The organism is Pseudomonas sp. H3_A02 (assembly GCF_054671965.1).
Genome location: NZ_CP162807.1, coordinates 6099517 through 6122707 on the forward strand (window position 1 = coordinate 6099517; position 23191 = coordinate 6122707).

Annotated in this window: 19 protein-coding genes; 8 read left to right on the forward strand and 11 right to left on the reverse strand. The window is 61.2% G+C overall.

Going from position 1 to position 23191, the window contains the following annotated elements:
* Positions 1–9: 9 nt before the first annotated feature.
* Positions 10–1716 carry a ShlB/FhaC/HecB family hemolysin secretion/activation protein gene (locus AB4N80_RS26710; RefSeq protein WP_460079723.1) on the reverse strand — a complete coding sequence of 569 codons (1707 nt, stop codon included), beginning with the start codon at positions 1714–1716 and terminating at the stop codon, positions 10–12.
* 270 nt (positions 1717–1986) lie between these two features.
* Between AB4N80_RS26710 and AB4N80_RS26715 the strand changes: the two genes are divergently transcribed.
* Positions 1987–2262, forward strand: a complete 276-nt coding sequence (locus tag AB4N80_RS26715) for a hypothetical protein (RefSeq protein ID WP_305470189.1) — start codon at positions 1987–1989, stop codon at positions 2260–2262.
* A 224-nt stretch (positions 2263–2486) separates the two neighbouring features.
* On the opposite strand, the gene AB4N80_RS26720 is transcribed toward AB4N80_RS26715, so the two are convergent.
* A complete protein-coding gene (locus AB4N80_RS26720) occupies positions 2487–3833 on the reverse strand; it encodes a DEAD/DEAH box helicase (RefSeq protein ID WP_060738709.1) in 1347 nt (448 codons plus the stop codon).
* Positions 3834–4023: 190 nt separating this feature from the next.
* On the opposite strand from AB4N80_RS26720, the gene AB4N80_RS26725 reads away from it, so the two are divergent.
* On the forward strand, positions 4024–5322 hold the full coding sequence (locus tag AB4N80_RS26725; protein ID WP_439653593.1) for a mechanosensitive ion channel family protein: 1299 nt from the start codon (positions 4024–4026) through the stop codon (positions 5320–5322).
* Between the two features lie 141 nt (positions 5323–5463).
* Here the strand turns inward: AB4N80_RS26725 and AB4N80_RS26730 are convergent, their stop codons facing one another.
* Positions 5464–6330 carry a carboxylate/amino acid/amine transporter gene (locus AB4N80_RS26730; RefSeq protein ID WP_354336227.1) on the reverse strand — a complete coding sequence of 289 codons (867 nt, stop codon included), beginning with the start codon at positions 6328–6330 and terminating at the stop codon, positions 5464–5466.
* A 164-nt stretch (positions 6331–6494) separates the two neighbouring features.
* Between AB4N80_RS26730 and AB4N80_RS26735 the strand changes: the two genes are divergently transcribed.
* On the forward strand, positions 6495–7196 hold the full coding sequence (locus AB4N80_RS26735) for a cyclase family protein (protein ID WP_354336228.1): 702 nt from the start codon (positions 6495–6497) through the stop codon (positions 7194–7196).
* 173 nt (positions 7197–7369) lie between these two features.
* Here the strand turns inward: AB4N80_RS26735 and AB4N80_RS26740 are convergent, their stop codons facing one another.
* Together AB4N80_RS26740 and AB4N80_RS26745 are read right to left on the reverse strand one after the other, a co-directional pair.
* Entirely contained in the window at positions 7370–7969 is a 600-nt protein-coding gene (locus AB4N80_RS26740; RefSeq protein WP_122566133.1) for an FMN-dependent NADH-azoreductase, read from the reverse strand.
* Between the two features lie 150 nt (positions 7970–8119).
* Positions 8120–8434 (reverse strand): 3-phosphoglycerate kinase, encoded by a 315-nt coding sequence (locus AB4N80_RS26745; protein ID WP_122566132.1) that lies wholly within the window; start codon positions 8432–8434, stop codon positions 8120–8122.
* A 50-nt stretch (positions 8435–8484) separates the two neighbouring features.
* Between AB4N80_RS26745 and AB4N80_RS26750 the strand changes: the two genes are divergently transcribed.
* The 5 genes from AB4N80_RS26750 to aqpZ all read left to right on the forward strand — a co-directional run bounded on the left by AB4N80_RS26750 (position 8485) and on the right by aqpZ (position 13770).
* Entirely contained in the window at positions 8485–9408 is a 924-nt protein-coding gene (locus AB4N80_RS26750; protein WP_122566131.1) for a LysR family transcriptional regulator, read from the forward strand.
* 14 nt (positions 9409–9422) lie between these two features.
* A complete protein-coding gene (locus AB4N80_RS26755; RefSeq protein ID WP_122566130.1) occupies positions 9423–10226 on the forward strand; it encodes an alpha/beta fold hydrolase in 804 nt (267 codons plus the stop codon).
* Positions 10227–10230: 4 nt separating this feature from the next.
* Positions 10231–10794, forward strand: coding sequence for a peptidylprolyl isomerase (locus AB4N80_RS26760; protein WP_122566129.1), 564 nt, complete (start codon positions 10231–10233; stop codon positions 10792–10794).
* Between the two features lie 84 nt (positions 10795–10878).
* Positions 10879–12711 carry an ABC transporter ATP-binding protein gene (locus AB4N80_RS26765; RefSeq protein ID WP_122566128.1) on the forward strand — a complete coding sequence of 611 codons (1833 nt, stop codon included), beginning with the start codon at positions 10879–10881 and terminating at the stop codon, positions 12709–12711.
* A gap of 369 nt (positions 12712–13080) precedes the next feature.
* A complete protein-coding gene (gene aqpZ, locus AB4N80_RS26770; protein ID WP_122566127.1) occupies positions 13081–13770 on the forward strand; it encodes an aquaporin Z in 690 nt (229 codons plus the stop codon).
* Positions 13771–13786: 16 nt separating this feature from the next.
* Here the strand turns inward: aqpZ and AB4N80_RS26775 are convergent, their stop codons facing one another.
* The 6 genes from AB4N80_RS26775 to hrpA all read right to left on the reverse strand — a co-directional run bounded on the left by AB4N80_RS26775 (position 13787) and on the right by hrpA (position 23031).
* A complete protein-coding gene (locus tag AB4N80_RS26775) occupies positions 13787–14911 on the reverse strand; it encodes a GNAT family N-acetyltransferase (protein WP_122566126.1) in 1125 nt (374 codons plus the stop codon).
* A 141-nt stretch (positions 14912–15052) separates the two neighbouring features.
* Positions 15053–16363: an OprO/OprP family phosphate-selective porin gene (locus tag AB4N80_RS26780; protein ID WP_122566125.1), complete on the reverse strand. Its 1311-nt coding sequence runs from the start codon at positions 16361–16363 to the stop codon at positions 15053–15055.
* A gap of 289 nt (positions 16364–16652) precedes the next feature.
* Positions 16653–16889, reverse strand: a complete 237-nt coding sequence (locus AB4N80_RS26785; protein WP_092173064.1) for an anti-sigma factor family protein — start codon at positions 16887–16889, stop codon at positions 16653–16655.
* Complete coding sequence (locus AB4N80_RS26790; RefSeq protein WP_122566124.1) at positions 16883–17494, reverse strand: RNA polymerase sigma factor; 612 nt, start codon at positions 17492–17494, stop codon at positions 16883–16885. Before AB4N80_RS26790 ends, AB4N80_RS26785 begins: the two co-directional genes overlap by 7 nt.
* A 174-nt stretch (positions 17495–17668) precedes the next feature.
* Positions 17669–18790, reverse strand: a complete 1122-nt coding sequence (locus tag AB4N80_RS26795; protein WP_122566123.1) for a beta-ketoacyl-ACP synthase III — start codon at positions 18788–18790, stop codon at positions 17669–17671.
* A 329-nt stretch (positions 18791–19119) separates the two neighbouring features.
* Positions 19120–23031, reverse strand: coding sequence for an ATP-dependent RNA helicase HrpA (hrpA, locus tag AB4N80_RS26800; RefSeq protein WP_122566122.1), 3912 nt, complete (start codon positions 23029–23031; stop codon positions 19120–19122).
* Between the last annotated feature and the right edge of the window lie 160 nt (positions 23032–23191).

Consider the following 23191-nt stretch of genomic DNA (forward strand, 5'->3'; position numbering starts at 1 on the left):
CAGCAGAATTTAGAGGAGTACATCCACGCGGAAGTAGATCGGCGCTTCGCGCTCGGTCAGGGCATCCGGACGTTCCAGGGAATGGGCGAAGGTGACGCTGGCGTTCAGGTGCTCACCGCGGGCGAACAGCTCCAGCGAGTTGCTCGACATGCGCCCGTGCTGGTCGCCGTTGTAGCGATTGCCACGAATCACGCCCTGGTCATAACCGAGGCTGCTGCCGTATTCGCCGAACACCGGGCGCAGCCATTCCAGCGTCACTGGGCGGCTCCAGCGCAGGTCGTTACGCCAGTAACCACCGCTGTCGCCAGACAGCGACTGATCCTTGTAGCCGCGAATCGACGATTGCCCGCCCAGGCTCATGCGCTGCGGGCTGAACAACACGTCCTCGCTGCGCTGTCCGGTCATCAGGCTGCTGACGCTGAAGGACTCACCCCACACCTGGAACGGTTGCAGGTAGCTGAGGGTCGCGGTGTATTTGCGGTAGCGGGCATTCGGCAGGCCGGGGCCAGGGTCGTGATCGCCCTGGGCATCAAGGGCGCCGATGCCGTTTTGTAGGCCCAAGTCGAGGTTGACGAAGGCATTGCCGATCCGCCGGCCATGGTTGATGCCGAACTGCGCCTCGCTGATGCGATTGCTGCTGTCGGCGAGTTTGCTGTCTTCGATGAAGTTGTTGGTGCGCAGGTACGAAAGGCCGGTGTTGAGAGAGGTCTTGCTCAGAGCATCGCGATGGATCACCCGCTCGACCCGCACCTGATGGTTCTGGCTGTCGCCGGTCTGCTTGAAATTGAAACCGTTGGCCGGGATCTGCGAGCGGTACTCGCTCTGGCTGTAGGTGTAACTGACGTTCCACCAGCCAAACGGCAGGTTGTAATAGAGCATGGCGTTGCGGGAGGTGTGCTGGTGGTCAGTCATCCCATCGTGACCACCGCGCAACATCAACTGGTCGGCCAGGCCCAGCGGGCTGTCCCATTCGAAACTGCTGCCCCACTGCTGCTCGCCAGTGCTGCGCTGGCCGTCGTTGCTGCGCGACAACCCGGCGCGCCAAGGCTTTTTCAGTTCGTTGGTGACCCGCACTTCACTGCCACCGACGTTCTGACCGGGGGTCAGTTCCATCTTTGCCTGGTTCGACGGCAGGCGATTGAGCTGATCTACCATCTGCTCGATCTCCCGCAGATTGACCAGGTCACCGGTCTTGCCGGGAAAGGCCATCGCCAACTCGCGGTCCGACAGTTTGCTGTTCTCCGCGCCCTTCAGGCCTTCGAGGCGTCCTTCCACCACCAACACGCTCAGATGCCCGCCGGACAGGTCCTGCTGCGGCAGATAGGCGCGGCTGGTGACCAGGCCCTTTTCGATGTAATGGTCGGTGATGACTTTGAGCAGCTCGTTAAGCTGCGTCACACCCAGGCATTGGCCGATGTAGGGTTTGAGCAATTGCTCGCGCTCGCCGGCGGAAAGACTGTCGGCACCCTTGAGTTCAATGGTCTTGATGGGGAAGCAGCGGGTATTGGCAGGTGTTGTTGGCTGGCTCGGCTTGGCCCCCTTGCCGGGCAGGTCTTTGAGTTCCTCCAGGCGACGGCGCTGCTCTTCGAGCAAACGGTTCTGTCGCTCGCGGATCAGGTCCGTGTCGCCAGGCGTGGGGGCGGCGTGAGCCAGGGTCAGTGGAGAAAGGCACAGCAAAGCCACGCACAACCTCGCCCAAAAGGCGGGTGAGGACATGTTCGATCCCTCGAGCGGAAAGTGACATCAAAATAGTGGCGCGATATTAATGAGCCATCATTTTGACGTCAACTAAATGGATTTGGCTTTGAGGCTATTACTGGAACCATTCATCTGAAATCAGATGGTTCCGGTACAAAGGTACGAAGGATCCGACGCAGAGCTGGAAACCTCCTACCAAACGGACACATCGCTCCTCAACCAATGAACTTTCCCCCCAACACCGGCCTCAACCCATTACCTGCCCAACAAGGAATACGAGGCCCTGCCATGAAAACCCTCTTGAAACTCACCCTCGCCGCCACCCTCACCTGCGCCCTGCCCGCCTGGGCCACTTGCACGCCTGAGGAAGCGACCCTCAAGCGTGAACAATTGGCCCAGGAAGTGACCAAGCTCACCGAGCAGAACCCGGCCAAGGCCAAGGAAATCAACGATGAGTTGCAGAAAATGGACATGGAGACGGCCAGCAAGGATGTGCCGGATAAGTGCCAGTTGATTGATAAGCGTCTGGAAGAGCTGAAGAACGCGGAGAAGAAGGCTGGGTGATTAGCCGAAGCCGAGCACAGCCCGCTTTTGTGGCGAGGGGATTTGTGGGAGCAAGGCTTGCCCGCGATGAAGGCGATGCGGTCTTTCAGAAATCGAGGCGTCTGTGTCGCGAGCAAGCTTTGCTCCCACAAATCTCCCTCGCCACGGGGCTTTGTGTCAGGTTCGGTTATCCATAAAAAAACCGGACTCAAGGTCCGGTTTTTTTATCAAGCGCTAACGCGGTTTCACTCAGCCGCCGGCGCCTCTGGCTTGCGGCGCTTGAGCGGGGCCATGCCGTCCTTGCTGACCAGCGATGGTGCATCGGTCTTCGGGCGGTTGGCGGTCTTGCGCTTGGTCGGGGCCTTGGCGCCGGTTTTCTTCTTGTCACCCTTGGCGTCGACCTTTTTCTTCTTCACGCCGACAGCCTTGCCCGACGCCTTGACCTTTTTCGGTCCGCCGTAGGTGCCTTTGACTTCCTTGATGGTACGGCGCTCGAAGCTCTGCTTGAGGTAGCGCTCGATGCTCGACATCAGGTTCCAGTCGCCGTGGCAGATCAGCGAGATCGCCAGGCCGTCGTTGCCGGCGCGGCCAGTACGACCAATGCGATGCACGTATTCGTCGCCGCTGCGGGGCATGTCGAAGTTGATGACCATGTCCAGGCCATCCACATCCAGGCCGCGGGCGGCGACGTCGGTGGCGACGAGGATCTTCACGCCGCCCTGCTTGAGGCGGTCGATGGCCAGCTTGCGGTCCTTCTGGTCTTTCTCGCCGTGCAGCACGAACGCCTTGTATTCCTGGGCCACCAGGCGGCCGTAGATGCGGTCGGCCATGGCCCGGGTGTTGGTGAACACGATGGCCTTTTCGTAGGTCTCGTTGGCCAGCAACCAGTTGACGATCTGCTCTTTGTGCTGGTTGTGGTCAGCGGTGATGATCTGCTGGCGGGTGGTGGAATTCAGCTGGCTGACCGCGTTGAGCTGCAAGTGCTCGGGGTTGTTCAGCACCTTGGCGATCATCTCGCGCAGGCCCGAACCGCCGGTGGTGGCGGAGAACAGCATCGTCTGCTGGCGGTTGACGCATTCGTCCACCAGGCGCTGCACGTCCTCAGCAAAGCCCATGTCCAGCATGCGGTCGGCTTCGTCCAACACCAGCACTTCGACTTCCTTGAGGTCGAGGTTGCCGGCGTTCAGTTGCTCGATCATCCGCCCCGGCGTGCCGATCAGGATGTCCGGCACCTTGCGCAGCATGGCGGCCTGGACCTTGAAGTCTTCGCCGCCGGTGATCAGACCGGACTTGATGAAGGTGAATTGCGAGAAGCGCTCCACTTCCTTCAAGGTTTGCTGGGCCAGTTCACGGGTCGGCAGCAGGATCAGGGTCTTGATGCTGACGCGGACCTTGGCCGGGCCGATCAGGCGGTTGAGGATCGGCAGCACGAACGCGGCGGTCTTGCCACTGCCGGTTTGCGCCGTCACCCGCAGGTCACGCCCCTGGAGCGCGAGCGGAATAGCCGCTGCCTGCACCGGCGTTGGCTCGACAAATTTAAGCTCGGCCACGGCTTTGAGCAGGCGTTCGTGCAGGGCGAATTGGGAAAACACGGGTGCTACCTCGAAGAAATGCAAAAAAACAGCTGCATAGGGTAACGGTTTCGAGCGCGAAGGCCGAGTTTCTTTATACAAACGGCGGTAAATCAGTGCATTTTTATCAGCCGTTATTGCATCAACGGTCACTTGAGCGGGCTTAAATGCTCTAATCCTCCCGTCGCGTCTTTAAAGAATCGTTTCGTCCATGGACATCAAACAACTCTGGGTCAACCTCCAAGACCTCTGGGGTGCCCTTGACCAGCACCCGCTCCTGCATTCCAGCCTCGCCCTGATGTTGCTGCTAGTCATCGCCCTGGTGCTCGGGCGGGTGGCGCGCTACCTGATCCTCCACGCAGCCAAACTGCTCGGGCGGCAACCGGCCCTGCACTGGGTCAACGACCTGCGCCACAACAAGGTCTTCCATCGCTTGGCGCAGATGACGCCGTCACTGATCATCCAGTTCGGCCTGCACCTGGTGCCGGAACTGAGCAAGACCAGCATGATTTTCCTGGGCAATGTCGCCCTGGCGTTCACCATCCTGTTCATGGTGCTGAGCCTCAGTGCCCTGCTCAGCGCCCTGCTGGATGTGTACGCACGCACCGAACACGCGCGTACTCGCTCAATCAAGGGCTACGTGCAACTGACGAAGATGGTGCTATATGTGTTTGGCGCGATCATTATCGTCGCCACGCTGATCGACCGTTCGCCGCTGTTGCTGCTGTCGGGCCTGGGTGCGATGTCGGCGGTGATTTTGTTGGTCTACAAGGACACGCTGTTGTCATTCGTCGCCAGCGTGCAGTTGACCAGCAACGACATGTTGCGGGTCGGCGATTGGATCGAGATGCCCCAGGTCGGTGCCGACGGTGACGTGGTGGACATCACCCTGCACACGGTCAAGGTGCAGAATTTCGACAAGACCATCGTCTCGATCCCCACATGGCGCCTGATGTCCGAGTCGTTCAAGAACTGGCGCGGCATGCAGCAGTCCGGCGGACGGCGGATCAAGCGCAGCCTGTTCATCGACGCCAGCGGCGTGCGTTTCCTGCATGACGACGAAGAGCAACGCCTGTCCCAAGTCCGCCTGCTGACCGACTACATCGGCCGCAAACAGGCCGAACTCAAGGCCTGGAACGAAGCCCAGGGCAACGTCGCGGCGATGTCGGCCAACCGTCGGCGGATGACCAACCTGGGCACATTCCGCGCCTATGCCCTGGCCTATTTGAAAAGCCATCCCGAAATCCAGCCGAACATGACCTGCATGGTCCGGCAGTTGCAAACCACCGCCCAGGGCATCCCGCTGGAAATCTACTGCTTCACCGGCACCACCGCGTGGGCGGATTACGAGCGCATCCAGGGGGATATTTTCGATTACCTGCTGGCGGTGATGCCGGAGTTTGGATTGAACCTGTACCAGCAGCCGAGCGGCACGGACCTGCGTTCGGGATTGTTGCCGGCGGTGCTGGGCGCGAGCCACCTGCCGGAGCCGCAGAAACAAGTGGTCTGACCCTCAAACCCTCAGGAGCTGGAGGTCTAAAGCCAACCCCCACGTCCCTGTGGGAGCGAGCTTGCTCGCGATAGCGGTGTATCAGAAACAGAGATGCTGACTGATACCCCGCTATCGCGAGCAAGCTCGCTCCCACAGTGTTTAGAGTGAAGGCTGAGGCTGGCGTACCCCCAACCGACTGATCCACACCGCCGCCAAGATCACCGACCCACCCAGCAGCAACCGCCCCAGCGCCTCGTGCTGGTTCCAGATCAGCAGGTTCACCAGCAGCCCCACCGGCACGTGCAGGTTGTTCATCACCGCCAGCGTCCCGCCGTTGACCAGGCATGCGCCTTTGTTCCACCAGTACAACCCCAGCGCGGTGGAAACCAGACCGAGGAACACCAGCACGCCCCACTGCAGCGGCGCTTCGGGCCAGAAATTTGCCTTGCCGAACAGCAGGAATGCCGGCAACGCCACCATCAGTGCACCGAGATAGAAATAGCCGAAACGCCGGTAATGCGGCAGGTCGCTCGGATGACGGGCCACCAGGTGTTTGTAGAGCACCTGCCCGGCCGCATAGGTGAAGTTGGCCAGTTGCAGCAGCAAGAAACCCATGAAGAAATCCGGGTTGATCCGGTCGTAGCGAATCACCGCGGCACCGGCCACGGCCACCAGCGCCGCGATCAGCGCCCAGGGGTTGAAGCGCCGGTTCAGCGCGTCTTCGATCAAGGTCACGTGCAGGGGCGTCAGGATGGTGAACAGCAGCACCTCAGGCACCGTCAAGACGCGGAAGCTCAAGTACAGGCAGACGTAGGTCACGCCGAACTGCAAGGCGCCGATCAACAGCATGCCGCGCATGAACGACGGCTCCACCTGGCGCCAGCGCGTCAGCGGAATGAACACCAGTCCCGCCAGCACCACGCGCACCAGCACCGCGAAATAACTGTCCACATGCCCGGCCAAGTACTCGCCGATCAGGCTGAAGGAAAACGCCTGGATCAATGTCACAAAAAGTAGATAGCCCATACCGCCCCTCGTTTCGAATGGCGGCGAAGATAGCGGTTTTGAGGGATGGGCGCGAGCGTGATGGGCCGCTAGTTTCGGGTCACGGGTATGCACAGGAAGGCTGAGCGCAGTACTGTCCGATCAGCATCGCTCAAAGTTTCGCCGAGGATAAGGAAGCCAAATCCATGCAGCGTATTGAATTTCGAAAAGTGATCGACCTCAGCCACATCATCAGTCCGCAGATTCCACTTTGGCCTGGCGATCCTCCGGTGACATTCAATGAGGTGGCATCACCGGAAAAGGACGGGTATTACCTGCGGCGCTTCGGCATGGGCGAGCACAGTGCAACCCATATGAACGCGCCGAACACCTTTCACCCCAATGCCATTGGGATTGATGCCTATGAGCCGGCGTCCCTGGTCCGGCCGGCCGTCGTGGTCGATTTACGCATCCAGGCGCGGGACAATCCAGACTATGTGATCGGCATTCAAGACATCGAAAAATGGGAACAGGCTCATGGGCGCATCGATCAGGGCAGCGTCGTGCTTTTTTACACGGGGTGGCAGGCCCTGTGGGACGACCCCGGGCGTTTTATCAATGCGGATGACAAAGGCCCGCACTTTCCCGGCATAGGTGCCGCAACCACCAATTTTCTGCTCGAGCATCGCCGGATAGCTGGCGTTGGTATCGATACCCATGGCGTCGATCCGGGCCAGGACACGGTTTACGCCACCAACAGCCAGATCCTGGCGAAAGAGGGCATCGTCCTGGAGTGCCTGACCAACCTCGATCAACTGCCCGCGAAAGGCACGACGCTGGTAATTGGCGTGCTTCGACTGAAAGAAGGTTCGGGTTCTCCTATTTCCGTAATGGCGTTTGTACCCTGACCCCAGTCAAGTGCAGAACATCGAGGCAAAAAAAAGCCCGATCTCGCTAAAGCGTTCAATCGGGCTGATGCACTCAGGAGCAATAAGTGCAAAGGGAGGTTCGATGCGCAAAACGGTTTGAAGGGAAGCGCCAAGTCACTAGACCACTTGGCGATTACCCGAGGATTAACGGATCAGGCGACTTGGGACAATTTGGCGTTGGCCTGATTCAGGCCCTTCTCCTGGAAATCGCCGCCCAGGTTCATGCCCTCGGCATGGATGAAGGTCACGTCGTGGATGCCGATGAAGCCCATGACCTGGCGCAGGTAGGGTTCCTGATGGTCAGTGCTGCCACCGGCGTGAATGCCGCCCCGGGCGGTGAGCACGAAGGCGCGCTTGTCGGCCAGCAGGCCTTGGGGGCCGGTCGGGGTGTATTTGAACGTTACGCCGGCACGCAGCACGTGGTCGAGCCACGCCTTCAAAGTGCTGGGAATGGCGAAGTTGTACATCGGCGCGGCCATCACCAGTACGTCGGCGGCCAGCAGCTCATCGGTCAACTGGTTGGAGCGCTCCAGGGAGGCGTTTTCAATGTCGTTGCGCTGCTCGGCAGGCTTCATCCAGCCGCCCAGCAGATTGGCATCCAGGTGCGGCACCGGGTTGATGGCCAAGTCGCGAACGCTGATTTCGTCGGCCGGGTGTGCAGCTTTCCACTGGCTGATGAAGGTCTGGGTCAGTTGACGGGAAACCGAATCTTGCTGGCGGGCACTGCTTTCGATGATCAGAACGCGGGACATGGCTTGTAGGCTCCATCTGAGAATGTTGTCAGTCGATGGAGTGAAGGTTAAACGGGAGCATATCGATGAAAAAGCGCAAATAACTGCTATAAAGCATCGATATTTTCGTTTATAAGCGGAGCAAGCAATGTCACCTGCCCCGCTGCCGGGCTATTTCGGCTGACAGGTCAGCTTGATGCGCAGCTTGATGATGTTGCGGTTGAACTTGGCGGTGGCGTTCTTGAACTTGCCGGCGGCGACTTCGATCTTGCGGGTGCGCGGCGCCTCGGGACCGTTGCGAAACACGACGGTGCAGGCCGCGTCGGTACTGCCGTAGTTGTTGACCTGGATGGAGCCGATGTCGGCATCGGTGTCATAGGCGGTGTAGTCGATGCTCAGGCCGTTGAGGTGTTTTTCCACATCGATCGGGTAGGCAAACGCAGTCAGTGGCAGCAAGGCCAGCACCACACAACAGATTTTCTTCATTCGGCAGTCTCCACCAAGGGACCGCCAGCTTAGGACAAGAGGAGCCCGATATGAAAGCGCCCCGCGTAACCCTGGATCAATGGCGCACCCTGCAGGCGGTGGTCGACCACGGCGGTTTCGCCCAGGCCGCCGACGTGCTGCATCGCTCCCAGTCATCAGTGAGCTACACCGTGGCCCGCATGCAGGACCAGCTCGGCGTGCCGTTGCTGCGCATCGATGGGCGCAAGGCCGTGTTGACCGAAGCCGGCGGCGTGCTGCTGCGCCGCTCGCGGCAACTGGTGAAACAGGCCAGCCAATTGGAAGACCTGGCCCACCACATGGAGCAAGGCTGGGAAGCGGAGGTGCGCCTGGTGGTCGATGCGGCCTACCCCAACGCCCGCCTCGTTCGCGCCTTGACCGCGTTCATGCCGCAAAGCCGTGGCTGCCGGGTGCGGCTGCGCGAAGAAGTACTGTCGGGGGTCGAAGAAGTGCTGCTCGAAGGCGTGGCCGACCTGGCCATCAGCGGCTTCAGCATTCCCGGCTACCTGGGTGCGGAGTTGAGCGACGTGGAGTTCATCGCGGTGGCCCATCCCGAGCATGCCCTGCACCGCCTCAATCGCGAGCTGAACTTCCAGGACCTGGAAAGCCAGTTGCAAGTGGTCATCCGCGACTCCGGTCGCCAGCAACCCCGGGACGTCGGCTGGCTCGGCGCCGAACAGCGCTGGACCGTGGGCAGCCTGGCCACCGCCGCGAGTTTTGTCGGCAGCGGCCTGGGCTTCGCCTGGCTGCCGCGGCACATGATCGAGCGGGAACTCAGGGAAGGCGTGCTCAAGCGTCTACCCTTGGAACAGGGAGGCAGCCGCAACTCGACTTTCTATCTTTTTTCAAACAAGGAAAAACCCCTGGGGCCGGCCACGCAAATCCTGATCGAATTGCTGCGCACCTTCGATACCGCGCCGCTGGATGCGCCGTTCGCCGCCCCTGAACAAGCCTGACAAGGATTTCTCCAATGGCCTATTTCGAGCACGAAGGTTGCAACCTGCACTACGAGGAATACGGCCACGGCACGCCCTTGGTGCTGGTCCATGGCCTGGGCTCCAGCACCCGCGACTGGGAAAAACAGATTGCAGCGCTGTCCGCCCGTTACCGCCTGATCGTGATGGATGTGCGCGGCCACGGTCGTTCCGACAAACCCCGCGAGCGCTACAGCATCAAAGGTTTCAGCACCGACCTGAGCGCCCTGATCGATCACCTGGACCTGGGCCCGGTGCACTTGGTGGGCTGGTCCATGGGCGGCATGATCTGTTTCCAATTGGCGGTGGATGAGCCCGAACGGGTCAGGAGCCTGTGCATCGTCAACAGCGCGCCAGAGGTCAAGGTCCGCACGCCCGACGATTGCTGGCAATGGTTCAAGCGCTGGAGCCTGATGCGCCTGCTCAGCCTGGAAACCATCGGCAAGGCCCTGGGCGCCAAGTTGTTCCCCAAACCTGAACAAACCGAGTTGCGCCTGGAAATGGCCCGACGCTGGGCAAAGAACGACAAACGTGCTTATCTCGCCAGCTTCGATGCGATCGTAGGCTGGGGCGTTCAGGAACGACTTTCACAGGTTGCCTGTCCAACCCTCGTCATTTGCGCCGACCACGACTACACCCCGGTGGCGCTGAAAGAAGCCTATGTAAAGCGGCTGCCCAATGCACATCTGGTGGTCATCGCCGATTCACGGCACGCTACCCCGCTGGATCAACCCGAACGCTTCAACCAAACCCTGCTCGACTTTTTGACCGCAACCGATTCCACCACTCAGGATCTCTGACCCCATGCTGAAAAAAATCGCCCTTGCCGCTGGCACCGTATTGTTTGCTGCCAACCTGATGGCCGCTACACCCGCCAAGGCACCGCATGTATTGCTGGACACCACCAACGGCCAGATCGAAATCGAACTGGACCCGGTCAAGGCCCCGATCAGTACCAAGAACTTCCTTGAGTACGTGGACAGCGGTTTCTACAACAACACGATTTTTCACCGTGTGATCCCGGGCTTCATGGCCCAGGGCGGCGGCTTTACCCAGCAGATGCAGCAGAAAGACACCAAGGCACCGATCAAGAACGAAGCCAGCAATGGCCTGCACAACGTTCGCGGCACCTTGTCGATGGCCCGCACCTCCAACCCGGACTCGGCCACCAGCCAGTTCTTCATCAACGTGGCCGACAACGCCTTCCTCGACCCGGGCCGTGACGCCGGTTATGCGGTGTTCGCCAAGGTGGTCAAGGGCATGGACGTGGTGGACATCATCGTCAACTCCCAGACCACCACCAAGCAAGGCATGCAAAACGTGCCGATCGACCCTGTGATCATCAAGTCGGCCAAGCGCATCGACTGAAAAGGCACACGGCAAGCCTGGGCGGCACGGTCACCCCGCACCGCCCATTAGCAAGAAGGAGAGCCCCTGCCAGGGCATTTACCCATGGTTTTTCGCCGCTTCGAAACACTGATCGATATCTTCCGCGACGCCCCGAGCTCGGCTCCGCCGAACCGCGTCCTGCCCTTCTACACCTATTATCTGAAACAGGTCTGGCCCAGCTTCGCCGTGCTGTTGGTGGTCGGTCTGATCGGCGCGCTGATCGAAGTGGCGTTGTTCAGCTACCTGAGCCGCATCATCGACCTGACCCAGGGCACGCCCAATGTGGACTTCTTCAAGCTTCACGGCCTCGAACTGGCGTGGATGGCCGTGGTGGCGCTGGTTTTCCGGCCGATCTTCGTAGCCCTGCATGACCTGCTGGTGCACCAGACCCTGAGCCCCAGCATGACCAGCCTGATTCGCTGGCAGAACCACAGCTACGTGCTCAAGCAGAGCCTGAATTTCTTTCAGAACGACTTCGCCGGGCGCATCGCCCAGCGCATCATGCAAACCGGCAATTCCTTGCGCGATTCGGCGGTCCAGGCCGTGGATGCCCTGTGGCACGTGCTGATCTATGCCGTCAGCTCGCTGGTGCTGTTCGCCGAAGCCGATTGGCGCCTGATGATCCCGCTGCTGATGTGGATTGCCGCCTACATCGGCGCACTCTGCTATTTCGTGCCCCGGGTCAAGGAGCGCTCGGTGGTGTCGTCCGATGCCCGCTCCAAGCTCATGGGGCGGATCGTCGACGGCTACACCAACATCACCACCCTGAAGCTGTTCGCCCATACCAATTTCGAACAGCAATACGCCCGCGAAGCCATCCAGGAGCAGACCGAAAAAGCCCAGTTGGCTGGCCGCGTGGTAACCAGCATGGACCTGGTCATCACCAGCATGAACGGGCTGCTGATCGTCGGCACCACCGCGCTGGCCCTGTGGCTGTGGACCCAGTCGCTGATCAGCGTCGGCGCCATCGCGTTGGCCACCGGGCTGGTGATCCGCATCGTCAACATGTCCGGCTGGATCATGTGGGTCGTCACCGGCATCTTCGAAAACATCGGCATGGTCCAGGACGGCCTGCAGACCATCTCCCAACCCGTCAGCGTCACCGACCGCGACCAGGCCAAGCCCCTGGCGGTGGCCCGGGGCGAGGTGCGCTTCGAGCATGTGGATTTCCACTACGGCAAGAAAAGCGGGGTGATCGGCGACCTGAACCTGACCATCAAGCCTGGCGAGAAAATCGGCCTGATCGGCCCGTCCGGCGCCGGTAAATCCACCTTGGTGAACCTGCTGCTGCGCCTCTATGACGTACAAGGCGGGCGCATCCTCATCGACGGCCAGAACATCGCCGAAGTCGGCCAGGAAAGCCTGCGCGAGCGCATCGGCATGATCACTCAGGACACCTCGCTGCTGCATCGTTCGATTCGCGACAACCTGCTCTACGGCAAGCCCGACGCCACCGATGCGCAACTTTGGGAAGCCGTGCACAAGGCCCGCGCCGATGAGTTCATTCCATTGCTGTCGGACGCCGAAGGCCGCACTGGCTTCGATGCCCATGTGGGTGAGCGCGGCGTGAAACTGTCCGGCGGCCAGCGCCAGCGCATTGCTATCGCGCGGGTGCTGCTCAAGGATGCGCCGATCCTGATCATGGACGAAGCGACCTCGGCGCTGGACTCGGAAGTCGAGGCGGCGATCCAGGAAAGCCTCGAGACGCTGATGCAAGGCAAGACCGTGATCGCCATCGCCCACCGCCTCTCCACCATCGCCCGGATGGACCGCTTGGTGGTGCTGGAAAATGGCCGCATCGCCGAAACCGGCAGCCATACCGAGTTGTTGGCCCACGGCGGATTGTATGCACGGCTATGGCAGCATCAGACCGGTGGGTTCGTGGGGATCGACTGAACCGGGTTGACTTCTACAGACAGAAGACTTTGGAGATCGTGTGGGAGCAAGGCTTGCCCGCGATGAAGATGACGCGGTCTTCCGGATGGCCCGAGGCGCCTGCATCGCGAGCAAGCTTTGCTCCCACAGCCCAGTGTCCGAGCGCTATTCTGAAAAATTCTGTCCACGATCCATTTAGCCCACACAGCAACCCCATACTCCCCGCCGACCACGGCCAAAACCGCCACCGTCCATGACGCTGGCGGTTTTTTTAGGCCGCTGGATTTGTCGCCACACTCTGCTGTACTCAGCTCAGGTTCTGGAGATGGACCTGTCGTAATACTGCTGGATGCATAACCGATTATCACGACTGTTTTATCAAGGATGCTTATGTCTTTACTCAAACGTTCAACGACTGAGTTGTTGGGTACGTTCTGGCTGGTGTTGGGCGGCTGTGGCAGCGCGGTATTGGCGGCCTCGGGGATCGGCGTGCTGGGGGTTGCCCTGGCGTTCGGCCTGACGGTATTGACCATGGCCTTCGCCATCGGCCATATATCGGGTTGCCATTTGAACCCCGCCGTTTCGTTGGGCTTGTACGTGGGCGGGCGGTTTCCGGCCAGGGAGTTGCCTGCCTACATCATTGCCCAAGTCATAGGGGGAGTGCTGGCCGCTGCGTTGATCTACTTCATCGCCAGCGGCAAGGAAGGCTTTGACCTGGCCGCGTCCGGCCTGGCCGCGAACGGTTACGGCGAGCATTCGCCGGGTGGGTATTCAATGCCGGCCGGTTTTGTCACCGAACTGGTCATGACGGCGATGTTCATCCTGATCATCCTCGGCGCCACCGATAAACGTGCGCCGGCCGGGCTGGCACCGATTGCCATCGGCCTGGCCCTGACGCTCATTCACCTGATCTCGATTCCGGTCACCAACACCTCCGTCAACCCGGCCCGCAGTACTGGTCCGGCGCTGATTGTCGGTGGCTGGGCCATCGAGCAGCTGTGGCTGTTCTGGGTGGCGCCGCTGCTGGGTGCCGTCATCGGCGGTGTCTCGTACCGCTGGCTGGGCCAGGAAACCCGCTGAGTCACACCCGCGAAGATCAGCACTGCCGATAAGGCAGTGCTGTCTTCGCCTCTTCGGCATAGGCCAGCACCCCCTCATGCTCGCGCACGAGGAAATCCGCCACCGCCGCTTTCAGCCCCGGATGACGCAAGTAATGCCACGAGCGGGTAATCACCGGCTCGAATCCACGAATCAATTTGTGCTCGCCCTGGGCGCCGGCATCAAAGCGCTGCAAGCCATGGGCAATCGCATAATCCATGCCTTGATAGAAGCAGGTTTCGAAGTGCAGGCGGTCGAATTCCGCCAGGCAGCCCCAGTAACGCCCGTAGAAACTGTCGCCGCCCACCAGGCTGAACGCCATCGCCACCGGCCGTGAACCTTGCTTGGCCAACACCACGCGAATGGCCTCGGGCATGCGCTCGGCCAGCAGGCTGAAGAACGCCCGGGTCAGGTACGGCGCCTGCCGACGCACCGCGTAGGTGTTGGCGTAACAGGCGTAGACAAAATCCCACTGTGCCTCGTCCAACTGATGACCTTCGAGCCATTCGAATGCGATGCCCTGCCCCGCCACTTGTTCGCGTTCCTTGCGCATCTGCTTGCGCTTGCGGGAACTGAGGGCATCGAGAAAATCCTGGAAGTCGCGATAACCGCGATTTTGCCAGTGATACTGGCAGCCGATCCGCTGCAGCCAGCCTTCCTGCCCAGCGAGCGCCGCGTCGGTGAAGGCATCGGTGAAATTGACGTGGGCGCTGGAAAGCCCTTCGATTTCCAGGTAGCCGGGCACGCTGCCCAGCAACTCCAGACCGTCCTCCACCCGCGCCGCCAACAGTCGCGGGCCACTGACCGGACTGAACGGTACCGCCGTCAACAGCTTGGGGTAATAGTCGATGCCGGCGCGGGCGCAAGCGTCGGCCCAGCCGTGGTCGAACACGTATTCACCGTAGGAATGCCATTTGCGGTAACTGGGCAGAGCCGCCAGCAGACGACCGTCTTCAATGTGCAACAAGTGCTCGGCTTGCCACCCGGATTGCGGACCCAGGCTGGCGCTGTCTTCCAAGGTGCTGAGGAAGGCGTGGCGCAGGAAAGGCTGGTTGGCGGGCACCAACGCGTCCCACTCCAGAGGCGCGATGGCGGACAGGCTGTCCAAGACGTGAAGCGGCATGCGTTTCCTCGAGAGCCAGACGACGGATGGAGCGAGTATCGCCGATACTGACCGGCCGCACATAAAAAAAACCCCGCCAGAGGCGGGGTCGAAAGGAGCTTTAACGGATGAAAGTGCAGCGGTGTATCAAGTCAGCGCGATTCAGAACACGTACTGGGCACGGACTACGAAACCGTCGCCATCGTCATCGCCATTGGCGTTGGTGACTTTGTCGGTCTTGGCCTTGACGTAGGCACCGGTGATTTTCACCGCTTCGTTGGCGTACCAGTTCACGCCCAGGTTGTGCACCTTGGCTTCGGCATCGCCCACTTCACGGGTCGCCGAGGCAGTGGTGATGTTGTCGTCTTCGACGGTCATGCTGTCGAAGCGGTAGAACACTTCCCAGGCGCCGATGGATTTGTTCTGAGGCTTGATCGCATCAAACTTGCCGACCTTGTAACCACGGGACTCACCGGTGATGGTGTAGGCACCCTGGACGTAGAAGCCGTGGCCTTTGATGTCTTCGAAGGCGTCGCTGTCAGCCTTGGTCTTGCGGGAGATGTATTCACCCTGGATCGACGCAGGACCCATGGCGAAAGCAGCTTCCAGGCCGAAGGCGGTGTCAGTGTCGTACGAACCGGCCGGCGAGTTGTTGGCGCCGCCCAGGACCGGACGGTTGCCGTTAGGACCGGCATCGTTGCCGCCCAGGGTTTCAACGCCACGCATGCCCAGGCGGGAGCGATAACGTGCGTCGAACGCGGTGTCCGAAACGTCACGGGAAGCTACGTTCAGACCGAAGTGCAGCACGTTGCCAGCTTCGTGCATCGGGGCGAACACGAAGCGACCGTTGACTTGCTTGACGCTGTCGCCATCGGTGTCGTCGGTGTCCTTGCTGAACACGCCGGCCGAGGCGTAGAACGAGTCGGCGAAGGTGCTGGAAGCCTGGATACCCAGGCCGTTCTGGTGGCCGTTGGCCCAGTCGATCAGGTCGTAGGCAGCGTTACGCTCAGGCGCGGTCACCCACTTGGAGCTGGTGGCTTTTTCCAGGCCGAAGTCGGGGTCAAAGCGACCGACCTTGATCGACACTGGCTTGAAGCCGTTGTAGGCCAGCGACGCTTCGTCGAAGTAGCCGTTGTCGGAATCGCCACTGTTGTGGGCGAAATCGTAGTTGATGGTGTAGGCCCAATCCGTGTACAGCACGCCGGACAGCTCCAGGAAGCCGCGGCGGATGTAAGCGGCATCGGCCGATTTGCCGTTGTCGGTGTAGATACCGTCGAACTGGCTGTAGTCAGCCTGCAAACGACCACCGAGCTTGAAGCTGAACTCTTTGTCAGTGGTAGCGACCTCAAGGCCGCCCTTGGTTTTGACCACGATATCGGCGCCATCGGTGGTGACGGTGCCGGCGAAAGCCTGGGCGGTTACTGCCATTGCCAGTGCGCTGGCGGCAACACCTGCGAAGTGCTTACGGATCATCGAAGAATTCCCCTGTTGGTAGTCTATGCGTTAGAAAACACGCGGAACTGGGCCCGCTGGTGTTGGGAGGGGATCTTGGCGGCCGGTTGTGTCAGGCGAGTTGCTATCACATAAAGATTTTATGACAGCGGAACTTTTTACTTCGAATGGGAATAACCAACACAACATAAACTCCCTGTGGGAGCGGGCTTGCTCGCGAAAGCGGTTGTACATCCACCATAAATGCAAGCTGATCCACCGCCTTCGCGAGCAAGCCCGCTCCCACAGGGATTGGGTGGTGTGTTTGGGTTTAGCGGATATCTTTGCGACGCTCGGCGGCGAGTTTCTCGGCCAGGTGATCCAGGTCGGGAATCGGGGGTTGCGGCAGTTTTTTGAGGGTCGCCTGCATCAAGCGCATCTGGCGGATGAAGCGTCGGCAATTGGGGCAGAACATCAGGTGATGACGCACCATCAGGCGTTCACGAAAGCTCAATTGCCCGTCGAGGTAGTCGCTGGAGCGCGCTACTTGTTCCTTGCAGGTCAGCATTCGCCGGTTTCCTCGAAATGTTCAACAGTCGCGAAGACCTTCAGTCGGGCGCGATGCAACAGCACACGAACATTGGAGAGCGAAATGTCCAGAAGATTACAGATTTCGTCCAACTCCAGGCCCTGCTGTTCACGCAGGCTCAGTACGCTGCCTTGCAGTTCCGACAGGCTGAGCAACGTGTGCTCCAGGCAATCGCGCAATTCACTCATTGTGAGCAACGCTTCGGGCGTGTCCTGGTGCCAGGCGAACGGCGCCAGCAGCCAATGGCCGTCAGCGGCGAAACGCTCGTCGCCGAGGGTGCCGTGGGGGGCTGGAAGGTCATCGAGCAACACTTCCCGACGGTTCTGCTTGTAGCGTCCCTTGGCGGCGTTGGCCGTGATGGTCAACAACCAGGTCTTGAGGCTGGAGCGCCCCTGGAAGCCACTGAGATTGCGCACCACCGACAGCCACGCGTCCTGCACCACTTCGTCGGCATGGCGGCTGCCGACGATGGCATGGGCCACGGCACGCATCGGGCTCTGGTAGGCGTTGACCAGTTCCTTGTAGGCCTGCTGCTCACCGGCCAGGAGGCGTTGGAGCAGGAGGGTGTCGTCGGTGATCGTCATTCAACACCCTATGGCTGGATAGATCACTATTGTGGCGAGGGGTTTATGTGGGAGCAAGGCTTGCCCGCGATGCAGGCGACGCGGTCCTCTATAAACCGAGTTGCCTGTTTCGCGAGCAAGCTTTGCTCCCACATGGCTTTGCTTCCACAAAAAATTCGGCGCCGCAACAGTGGATCAATGCTTACGCAAAATCACGCTACCAATCGAATACCCGGCGCCGAACGAGCTGAGCACGGCGACCGAACCGCTGGGCAGGTCATCCTGGTATTTGTGGAAGGCAATCACCGAACCGGCGGAACTGGTATTGGCGTAACGGTCGAGGATCACCGGGGCTTCCGCTTCGGTGGCTTCGCGTCCCAGCAGTTTGCGCACGATCAGGTGGTTCATGCTCAGGTTGGCCTGGTGCAGCCAGAAGCGTTTCACGTCGCCCACGTTTAGCTGGTTTTCTTCCAGGTGGGCACCGATCAGCTCGGCGACCATCGGGCAGACATCGCGGAATACCTTGCGGCCTTCCTGGACGAACAGCTTGTCACGGCTACCGACGCCCTCTTGCGCAGCGCGGTTGAGGAAACCGAAGTTGTTGCGGATGTTGTTGGAGAACTTGGTAAGCAGCTTGGTGCTGACCACGTCGAATTGGTACGGCGAAGTCGCCAGGTCCGCCCGCTCGATGATCACGGCAGTGGCCGCGTCGCCGAAGATGAAGTGGCTGTCGCGGTCGCGGAAGTTCAAGTGGCCGGTGCAGACTTCCGGGTTGACCATCAGGATCGCCCGGGCCTGACCCAGTTGCACACTGTTGGCCGCGGCCTGGATGCCGAAGGTCGCCGAAGAACAGGCCACGTTCATGTCGAAACCGAACCCTTCGATGCCCAGGGCTTCCTGGACTTCGATGGCGATGGCCGGGTAGGCACGCTGCAGGTTGGAACAGGCGACGATCACCCCGTCGATGTCGGCGACGGTACGGCCGGCGCGCTCCAAGGCCTGTTTCGCGGCGCCAACGGCCATTTCGCAGAGCACCGACCACTCGTCGTTGGAGCGCTCGGGCAGGCGTGGGGTCATGCGTTGCGGATCGAGAATGCCGTCCTTGTCCATGACAAAGCGGCTCTTGATACCGGAGGCCTTTTCGATGAACGCGGCGTTGGATTCGGTCAAGGCCTCGACTTCACCGCGCGCGATGGCATCGGCGTTGTCGGCGTTGAATTGCGCGACATAGGTATTGAAAGATTGCACCAGCTCTTCGTTGGAGATGCTGTTGGCCGGGGTGTACAGGCCGGTGCCGCTGATGACGACGTTATGCATGGGTCGTGTCTCTGATCTGTTCAGGCAGAAAGTATTGGCACCGACGTACCAATACACAAAGGGACTTTTCCCATCCGGGGAAGCAGCCCTGGCATCGCTTTATTCCGGATCCGCCCGTGGCATTGAAGCTCAAAATCACGGGACCGGCATTTATAGGCGCGAAGTTTGCCATAAACGCTGGGGTTTGGCCCATTCTCCATTCACTACAACACCCTACCCTGTGGGAGCGAGCTTGCTCGCGATAGCGGTGGGTCAGTCAACATCAATGCTGGCTGATTCACCGCTATCGCGAGCAAGCTCGCTCCCACAGGGTTACCCAATCTGTCTGATCAACCCTCCACCAACCCCCACTGCTTGCCCAGGCGCTTGTCGGAAATCGGCACCTTGGTACCCAACTGCTGGGCGAACAGCGACACCCGGTATTCCTCCAGCCACCAGCGGTACAACTCCAGTTGCGGGTCGCGCTTGCCTTCCTGGGCGTGCTTGCTGGCGCGGGCCTGGTATTGAGCCCAGAGGTTCGACAGTTCGCCGCTCCAGACCCGGTCTTTCTGCACCTGGCTGCCGAGCTTCTCGAAGCGTTGCTCGATGGCCTTGAGGTAACGCGGCAGTTCCTTGAGCCACTGATGCGGGGTTTCCCGCACGAAGCCTGGGTACACCAGGTGGCTGAGTTGTTGCTTGATGTCGTTCAGCGCCACGGCTTGGGCCAGGTCGATCTTGCCCTTGAAGCGTTTTTGCAGGCCGTGCCAGAGCTTGAGGATGTCCAGGGTCAGCCTCGCCAGGCGTTCGGCGTGCTCGGTCCAGCCGCCGCGCTTGCGCTCGGCCAGGGCCGCCAGGGCGGCGCCGTCACGGGGCAGGCTCGTTTCACCTTCGAGTACGCAACTGTCGAGGCTGGCGAGCAGGATGTCTTCCACCAGACCGTCGATGCGACCCAAATCGCGGTACAGCAGGCCCAGTTCCGTCAGCCCCGGCAGCTTGCCGCGCAGGAACTTCGCCGATTCGGCCAATTGCTGCATGAGCAAGCGCTGCAAGGCGCGGCGATGCTGGAATTCGGCTTCGGCCGGCGTCGGGAAACGCCCTTCCTTGACCACGCCGCCCTCTTCCACCAGCGCCGGATAAACCGTCATCGACAGCCCGGCGATCTTCTGCTGGGTTTTTTCGGCCACCGGCGCGAAGACCTTCGCCTCCACCGGTGCCTGGCTTTTTGCCGTTTGCGGCACGGCCAAGGCCGCCTGGCTGGCTTCGGCAAAGCGTGCCGTCAACTCGGCCAGGTCGCGGCCCTCGCCGAGGAACTTGCCCTGGCCATCGACGATTTCCAGGTTCATGCGCAGATGGCTTTCCACCTGCTGGGCCGCTTCGGCCCAGGCTTCGTCGCTGACCCGCGCACCGGTCATGCGCAGCAGTTCGCGGCCCAGGGATTGCGGCAACGAGCCCTCAGCGAAGGTGATGCGTTGCAGCGCCGCCTTGACGAAGTCCGGCACCGGCACGAAGTTCTTGCGCAAGGCCTTGGGCAGGTTGCGCACCAGGGCGATGCACTTGGCCTCGATCATTCCTGGCACCAACCATTCCAGGCGTTCCGGCGGCAGCATTGGCAGCAGCGGCGCCGGTACCCGCAGCGTCACCCCGTCGCGCGGGTGATTGGGCTCGAAGTGATAGCTCAGCGGCAAGGTCAGGTCACCGACGCGCAAGGTGTCGGGGTACTGCGTGGCGGTGACCTCGCTGGCTTCGCGGGCCAGCACGTCTTCCTCGCGCATGATCAGCAATTGCGGGTCTTTCTGGCTGTTGATCCGGTACCAGCTGTCGAACGTCGCGGTCTGGTGGATCTCCGCCGGCAAACGCGCGTCATAGAACGCAAACAGGGTTTCCTCGTCCGCCAGGATGTCGCGGCGACGAGCCTTGGCTTCCAGCTCGTCGAGTTGCTCCAGCAAGCGGGTATTGGCGCCCAGGCACTTGGCCTTGGACTGGATCTCGCCGCGCACCAGCGCCTCGCGGATGAACAACTCCCGCGACACCACCGGGTCCACTGGCCCGTAGTGCACCGGCCGCCGACCGACGACAATCAGCCCGAACAGCGTGATCTGCTCATAGGCCACCACTTGCCCGCGCTTCTTCTCCCAGTGGGGTTCGAAGTGGTTTTTCTTGATCAGGTGCCCGGCCAACGGCTCGATCCAGTCCGGTTCGATCTTGGCCACCATGCGCGCGTACAGCTTGGTGGTTTCCACCAGCTCGGCGGTCATCAGCCACTGCGGGCGCTTTTTGCCCAGGCCCGAGGACGGGTGAACCCAGAACCGCCGCTGGCGAGCGCCGAGGTAATCGCCATCTTCGGTTTTCTGGCCGATCTGACTGAGCAGACCCGACAGCACCGCTTTGTGCAGCTTCGGGTAGTCGGCCGGGTCTTTGTTGAGGCTCAACTGCATGTCGCGGCAGATCAAACTCAACTGGCGATGGGAATCACGCCACTCACGCAGGCGCAGGTAATTGAGGAAGTTCTTGCGGCACCAGTTGCGCAGTGGGCTGGCGGTCAGGGCCTGGCGCTGCTCTTCGAAACCGCGCCACAAATTGACCAGCCCGGCGAAGTCCGAGTCGGCGTCTTTCCATTGAGCGTGGGCCTGGTCGGCCGCTTGCTGGCGTTCCGGCGGACGTTCGCGCGGGTCCTGGATCGACATGGCGCTGGCGACGATCAACACTTCCTGCAAACTGCCCAGCTTCGCCGCTTCCAGCAGCATGCGGCCCATGCGTGGGTCCACCGGCAGGCGCGCCAACTGCCGACCGAGCGGGGTCAGCTGACTGTTGCGGTCCACCGCCGAGAGTTCTTGCAGCAGGTTGAAGCCGTCGCTGATGGCCTTGCCATCCGGCGGCTCGATGAACGGGAAATCGGTGATCTCGCCGAGGCGCAGGTGCAGCATCTGCAGGATCACCGCCGCCAGGTTGGTGCGCAGGATCTCCGGGTCGGTGAATTCCGGCCGCCCAAGAAAATCTTCTTCGCTGTACAGCCGCACGCAAATCCCCGGCTCGACCCGCCCGCAGCGACCCTTGCGCTGGTTGGCGCTGGCCTGGGAAATGGCCTCGATGGGCAGGCGCTGGACCTTGGCCCGATAGCTGTAGCGGCTGATGCGCGCGGTACCACTGTCGATCACGTAGCGGATGCCCGGCACGGTGAGCGAGGTTTCGGCGACGTTGGTCGCCAGCACCACCCGACGGCCCGGGTGGGACTGGAAGATCCGTTGTTGCTCGGCCGGCGACAATCGCGCATACAGCGGCAAGATCTCGGTGTGCTTGAGCTGGGCCTTGCGCAGCATCTCCGCCGCGTCGCGAATCTCCCGCTCGCCCGGCAGGAACACCAGCACATCCCCGGGGCTACGGCGCTCGCTGCGCTCATAGGCGGCGATTTCATCGAGGGTGGCGAGGATCGCCTGGTCGACGGTCAAGTCGTCCTCGACCCGATTGCCCTCCTCGTCCTGCTCCAGGGTCAGCGGGCGATACCAGGTTTCCACCGGGAAGGTGCGACCGGAGACTTCCACGATAGGCGCGTCGTCGAAGTGCTTGGAGAAACGTTCCAGATCGATGGTCGCCGAGGTGATGATGACTTTCAGGTCGGGACGGCGCGGCAGCAGGGTCTTGAGGTAGCCAAGCAGGAAGTCGATATTCAGACTGCGTTCGTGGGCTTCGTCGACGATGATCGTGTCGTAGCGCTCGAGGTAGCGGTCGTTCTGGGTCTCGGCCAGCAGGATGCCATCGGTCATCAACTTGATCAGGGTGTTGGCGTCGCTCTGGTCTTCGAACCGCACCTGATAACCCACCAGCGCCCCCAACGGCGTGGCCAGTTCCTCTGCCACACGGCTTGCGACGCTGCGGGCGGCGATCCGACGCGGCTGGGTGTGGCCGATCAAGCCATGCTGGCCGCGACCGATTTCCAGGCAGATCTTCGGCAACTGCGTGGTTTTACCCGAGCCAGTCTCGCCGGCGATGATCAGCACCTGGTGCTTGAGCAACGCCTCCTTGATTTCGTCGCGCTTGGCGGCGATCGGCAAATTGTCGTCGTAGCGGATCACCGGCAGGCTCGCCTTGCGCGCCAGCACTTGGTCGCACGACGCCTGCATGCGCGTCACCCACTGGGCCAGCTTGGCCTCGTCGGGTTTCTTGCGCAGCTCGAGCAACTGGCGCCGCAACCGGTGACGGTCGGCGAGCATGGCGTGGTCGAGGTTTTTCAGCAGCTTGTCGATAGCGGGAGCTTGGTCAGTCATCAGGTACGCAAGGGTCGTCGGTTTGAGCAAGGGGGCGATTGTCGCAGATTTGCGGCCGTTGCGCCGACACATGGCAGCCTGCCTGCCGCCATACCCTGTGGGAGCGAGCTTGCTCGCGATAGCGGTGGATCAGCCAGCGTTGATGTTGACTGACACACCA

Excerpts from the sequence above, each read along its gene's own strand:
- AB4N80_RS26710 (WP_460079723.1), bottom strand. The coding sequence starts at position 1,716 with ATGTCCTCACCCGCCTTTTGGGCGAGGTTGTGCGTGGCTTTGCTGTGC.
- AB4N80_RS26715 (WP_305470189.1), top strand. The coding sequence starts at position 1,987 with ATGAAAACCCTCTTGAAACTCACCCTCGCCGCCACCCTCACCTGCGCC.
- AB4N80_RS26725 (WP_439653593.1), top strand. The coding sequence starts at position 4,024 with ATGGACATCAAACAACTCTGGGTCAACCTCCAAGACCTCTGGGGTGCC.
- AB4N80_RS26730 (WP_354336227.1), bottom strand. The coding sequence starts at position 6,330 with ATGGGCTATCTACTTTTTGTGACATTGATCCAGGCGTTTTCCTTCAGC.
- AB4N80_RS26735 (WP_354336228.1), top strand. The coding sequence starts at position 6,495 with ATGCAGCGTATTGAATTTCGAAAAGTGATCGACCTCAGCCACATCATC.
- AB4N80_RS26740 (WP_122566133.1), bottom strand. The coding sequence starts at position 7,969 with ATGTCCCGCGTTCTGATCATCGAAAGCAGTGCCCGCCAGCAAGATTCG.
- AB4N80_RS26745 (WP_122566132.1), bottom strand. The coding sequence starts at position 8,434 with ATGAAGAAAATCTGTTGTGTGGTGCTGGCCTTGCTGCCACTGACTGCG.
- AB4N80_RS26750 (WP_122566131.1), top strand. The coding sequence starts at position 8,485 with ATGAAAGCGCCCCGCGTAACCCTGGATCAATGGCGCACCCTGCAGGCG.
- AB4N80_RS26755 (WP_122566130.1), top strand. The coding sequence starts at position 9,423 with ATGGCCTATTTCGAGCACGAAGGTTGCAACCTGCACTACGAGGAATAC.
- AB4N80_RS26760 (WP_122566129.1), top strand. The coding sequence starts at position 10,231 with ATGCTGAAAAAAATCGCCCTTGCCGCTGGCACCGTATTGTTTGCTGCC.
- AB4N80_RS26765 (WP_122566128.1), top strand. The coding sequence starts at position 10,879 with ATGGTTTTTCGCCGCTTCGAAACACTGATCGATATCTTCCGCGACGCC.
- aqpZ (WP_122566127.1), top strand. The coding sequence starts at position 13,081 with ATGTCTTTACTCAAACGTTCAACGACTGAGTTGTTGGGTACGTTCTGG.
- AB4N80_RS26775 (WP_122566126.1), bottom strand. The coding sequence starts at position 14,911 with ATGCCGCTTCACGTCTTGGACAGCCTGTCCGCCATCGCGCCTCTGGAG.
- AB4N80_RS26780 (WP_122566125.1), bottom strand. The coding sequence starts at position 16,363 with ATGATCCGTAAGCACTTCGCAGGTGTTGCCGCCAGCGCACTGGCAATG.
- AB4N80_RS26785 (WP_092173064.1), bottom strand. The coding sequence starts at position 16,889 with ATGCTGACCTGCAAGGAACAAGTAGCGCGCTCCAGCGACTACCTCGAC.
- AB4N80_RS26790 (WP_122566124.1), bottom strand. The coding sequence starts at position 17,494 with ATGACGATCACCGACGACACCCTCCTGCTCCAACGCCTCCTGGCCGGT.
- AB4N80_RS26795 (WP_122566123.1), bottom strand. The coding sequence starts at position 18,790 with ATGCATAACGTCGTCATCAGCGGCACCGGCCTGTACACCCCGGCCAAC.
- hrpA (WP_122566122.1), bottom strand. The coding sequence starts at position 23,031 with ATGACTGACCAAGCTCCCGCTATCGACAAGCTGCTGAAAAACCTCGAC.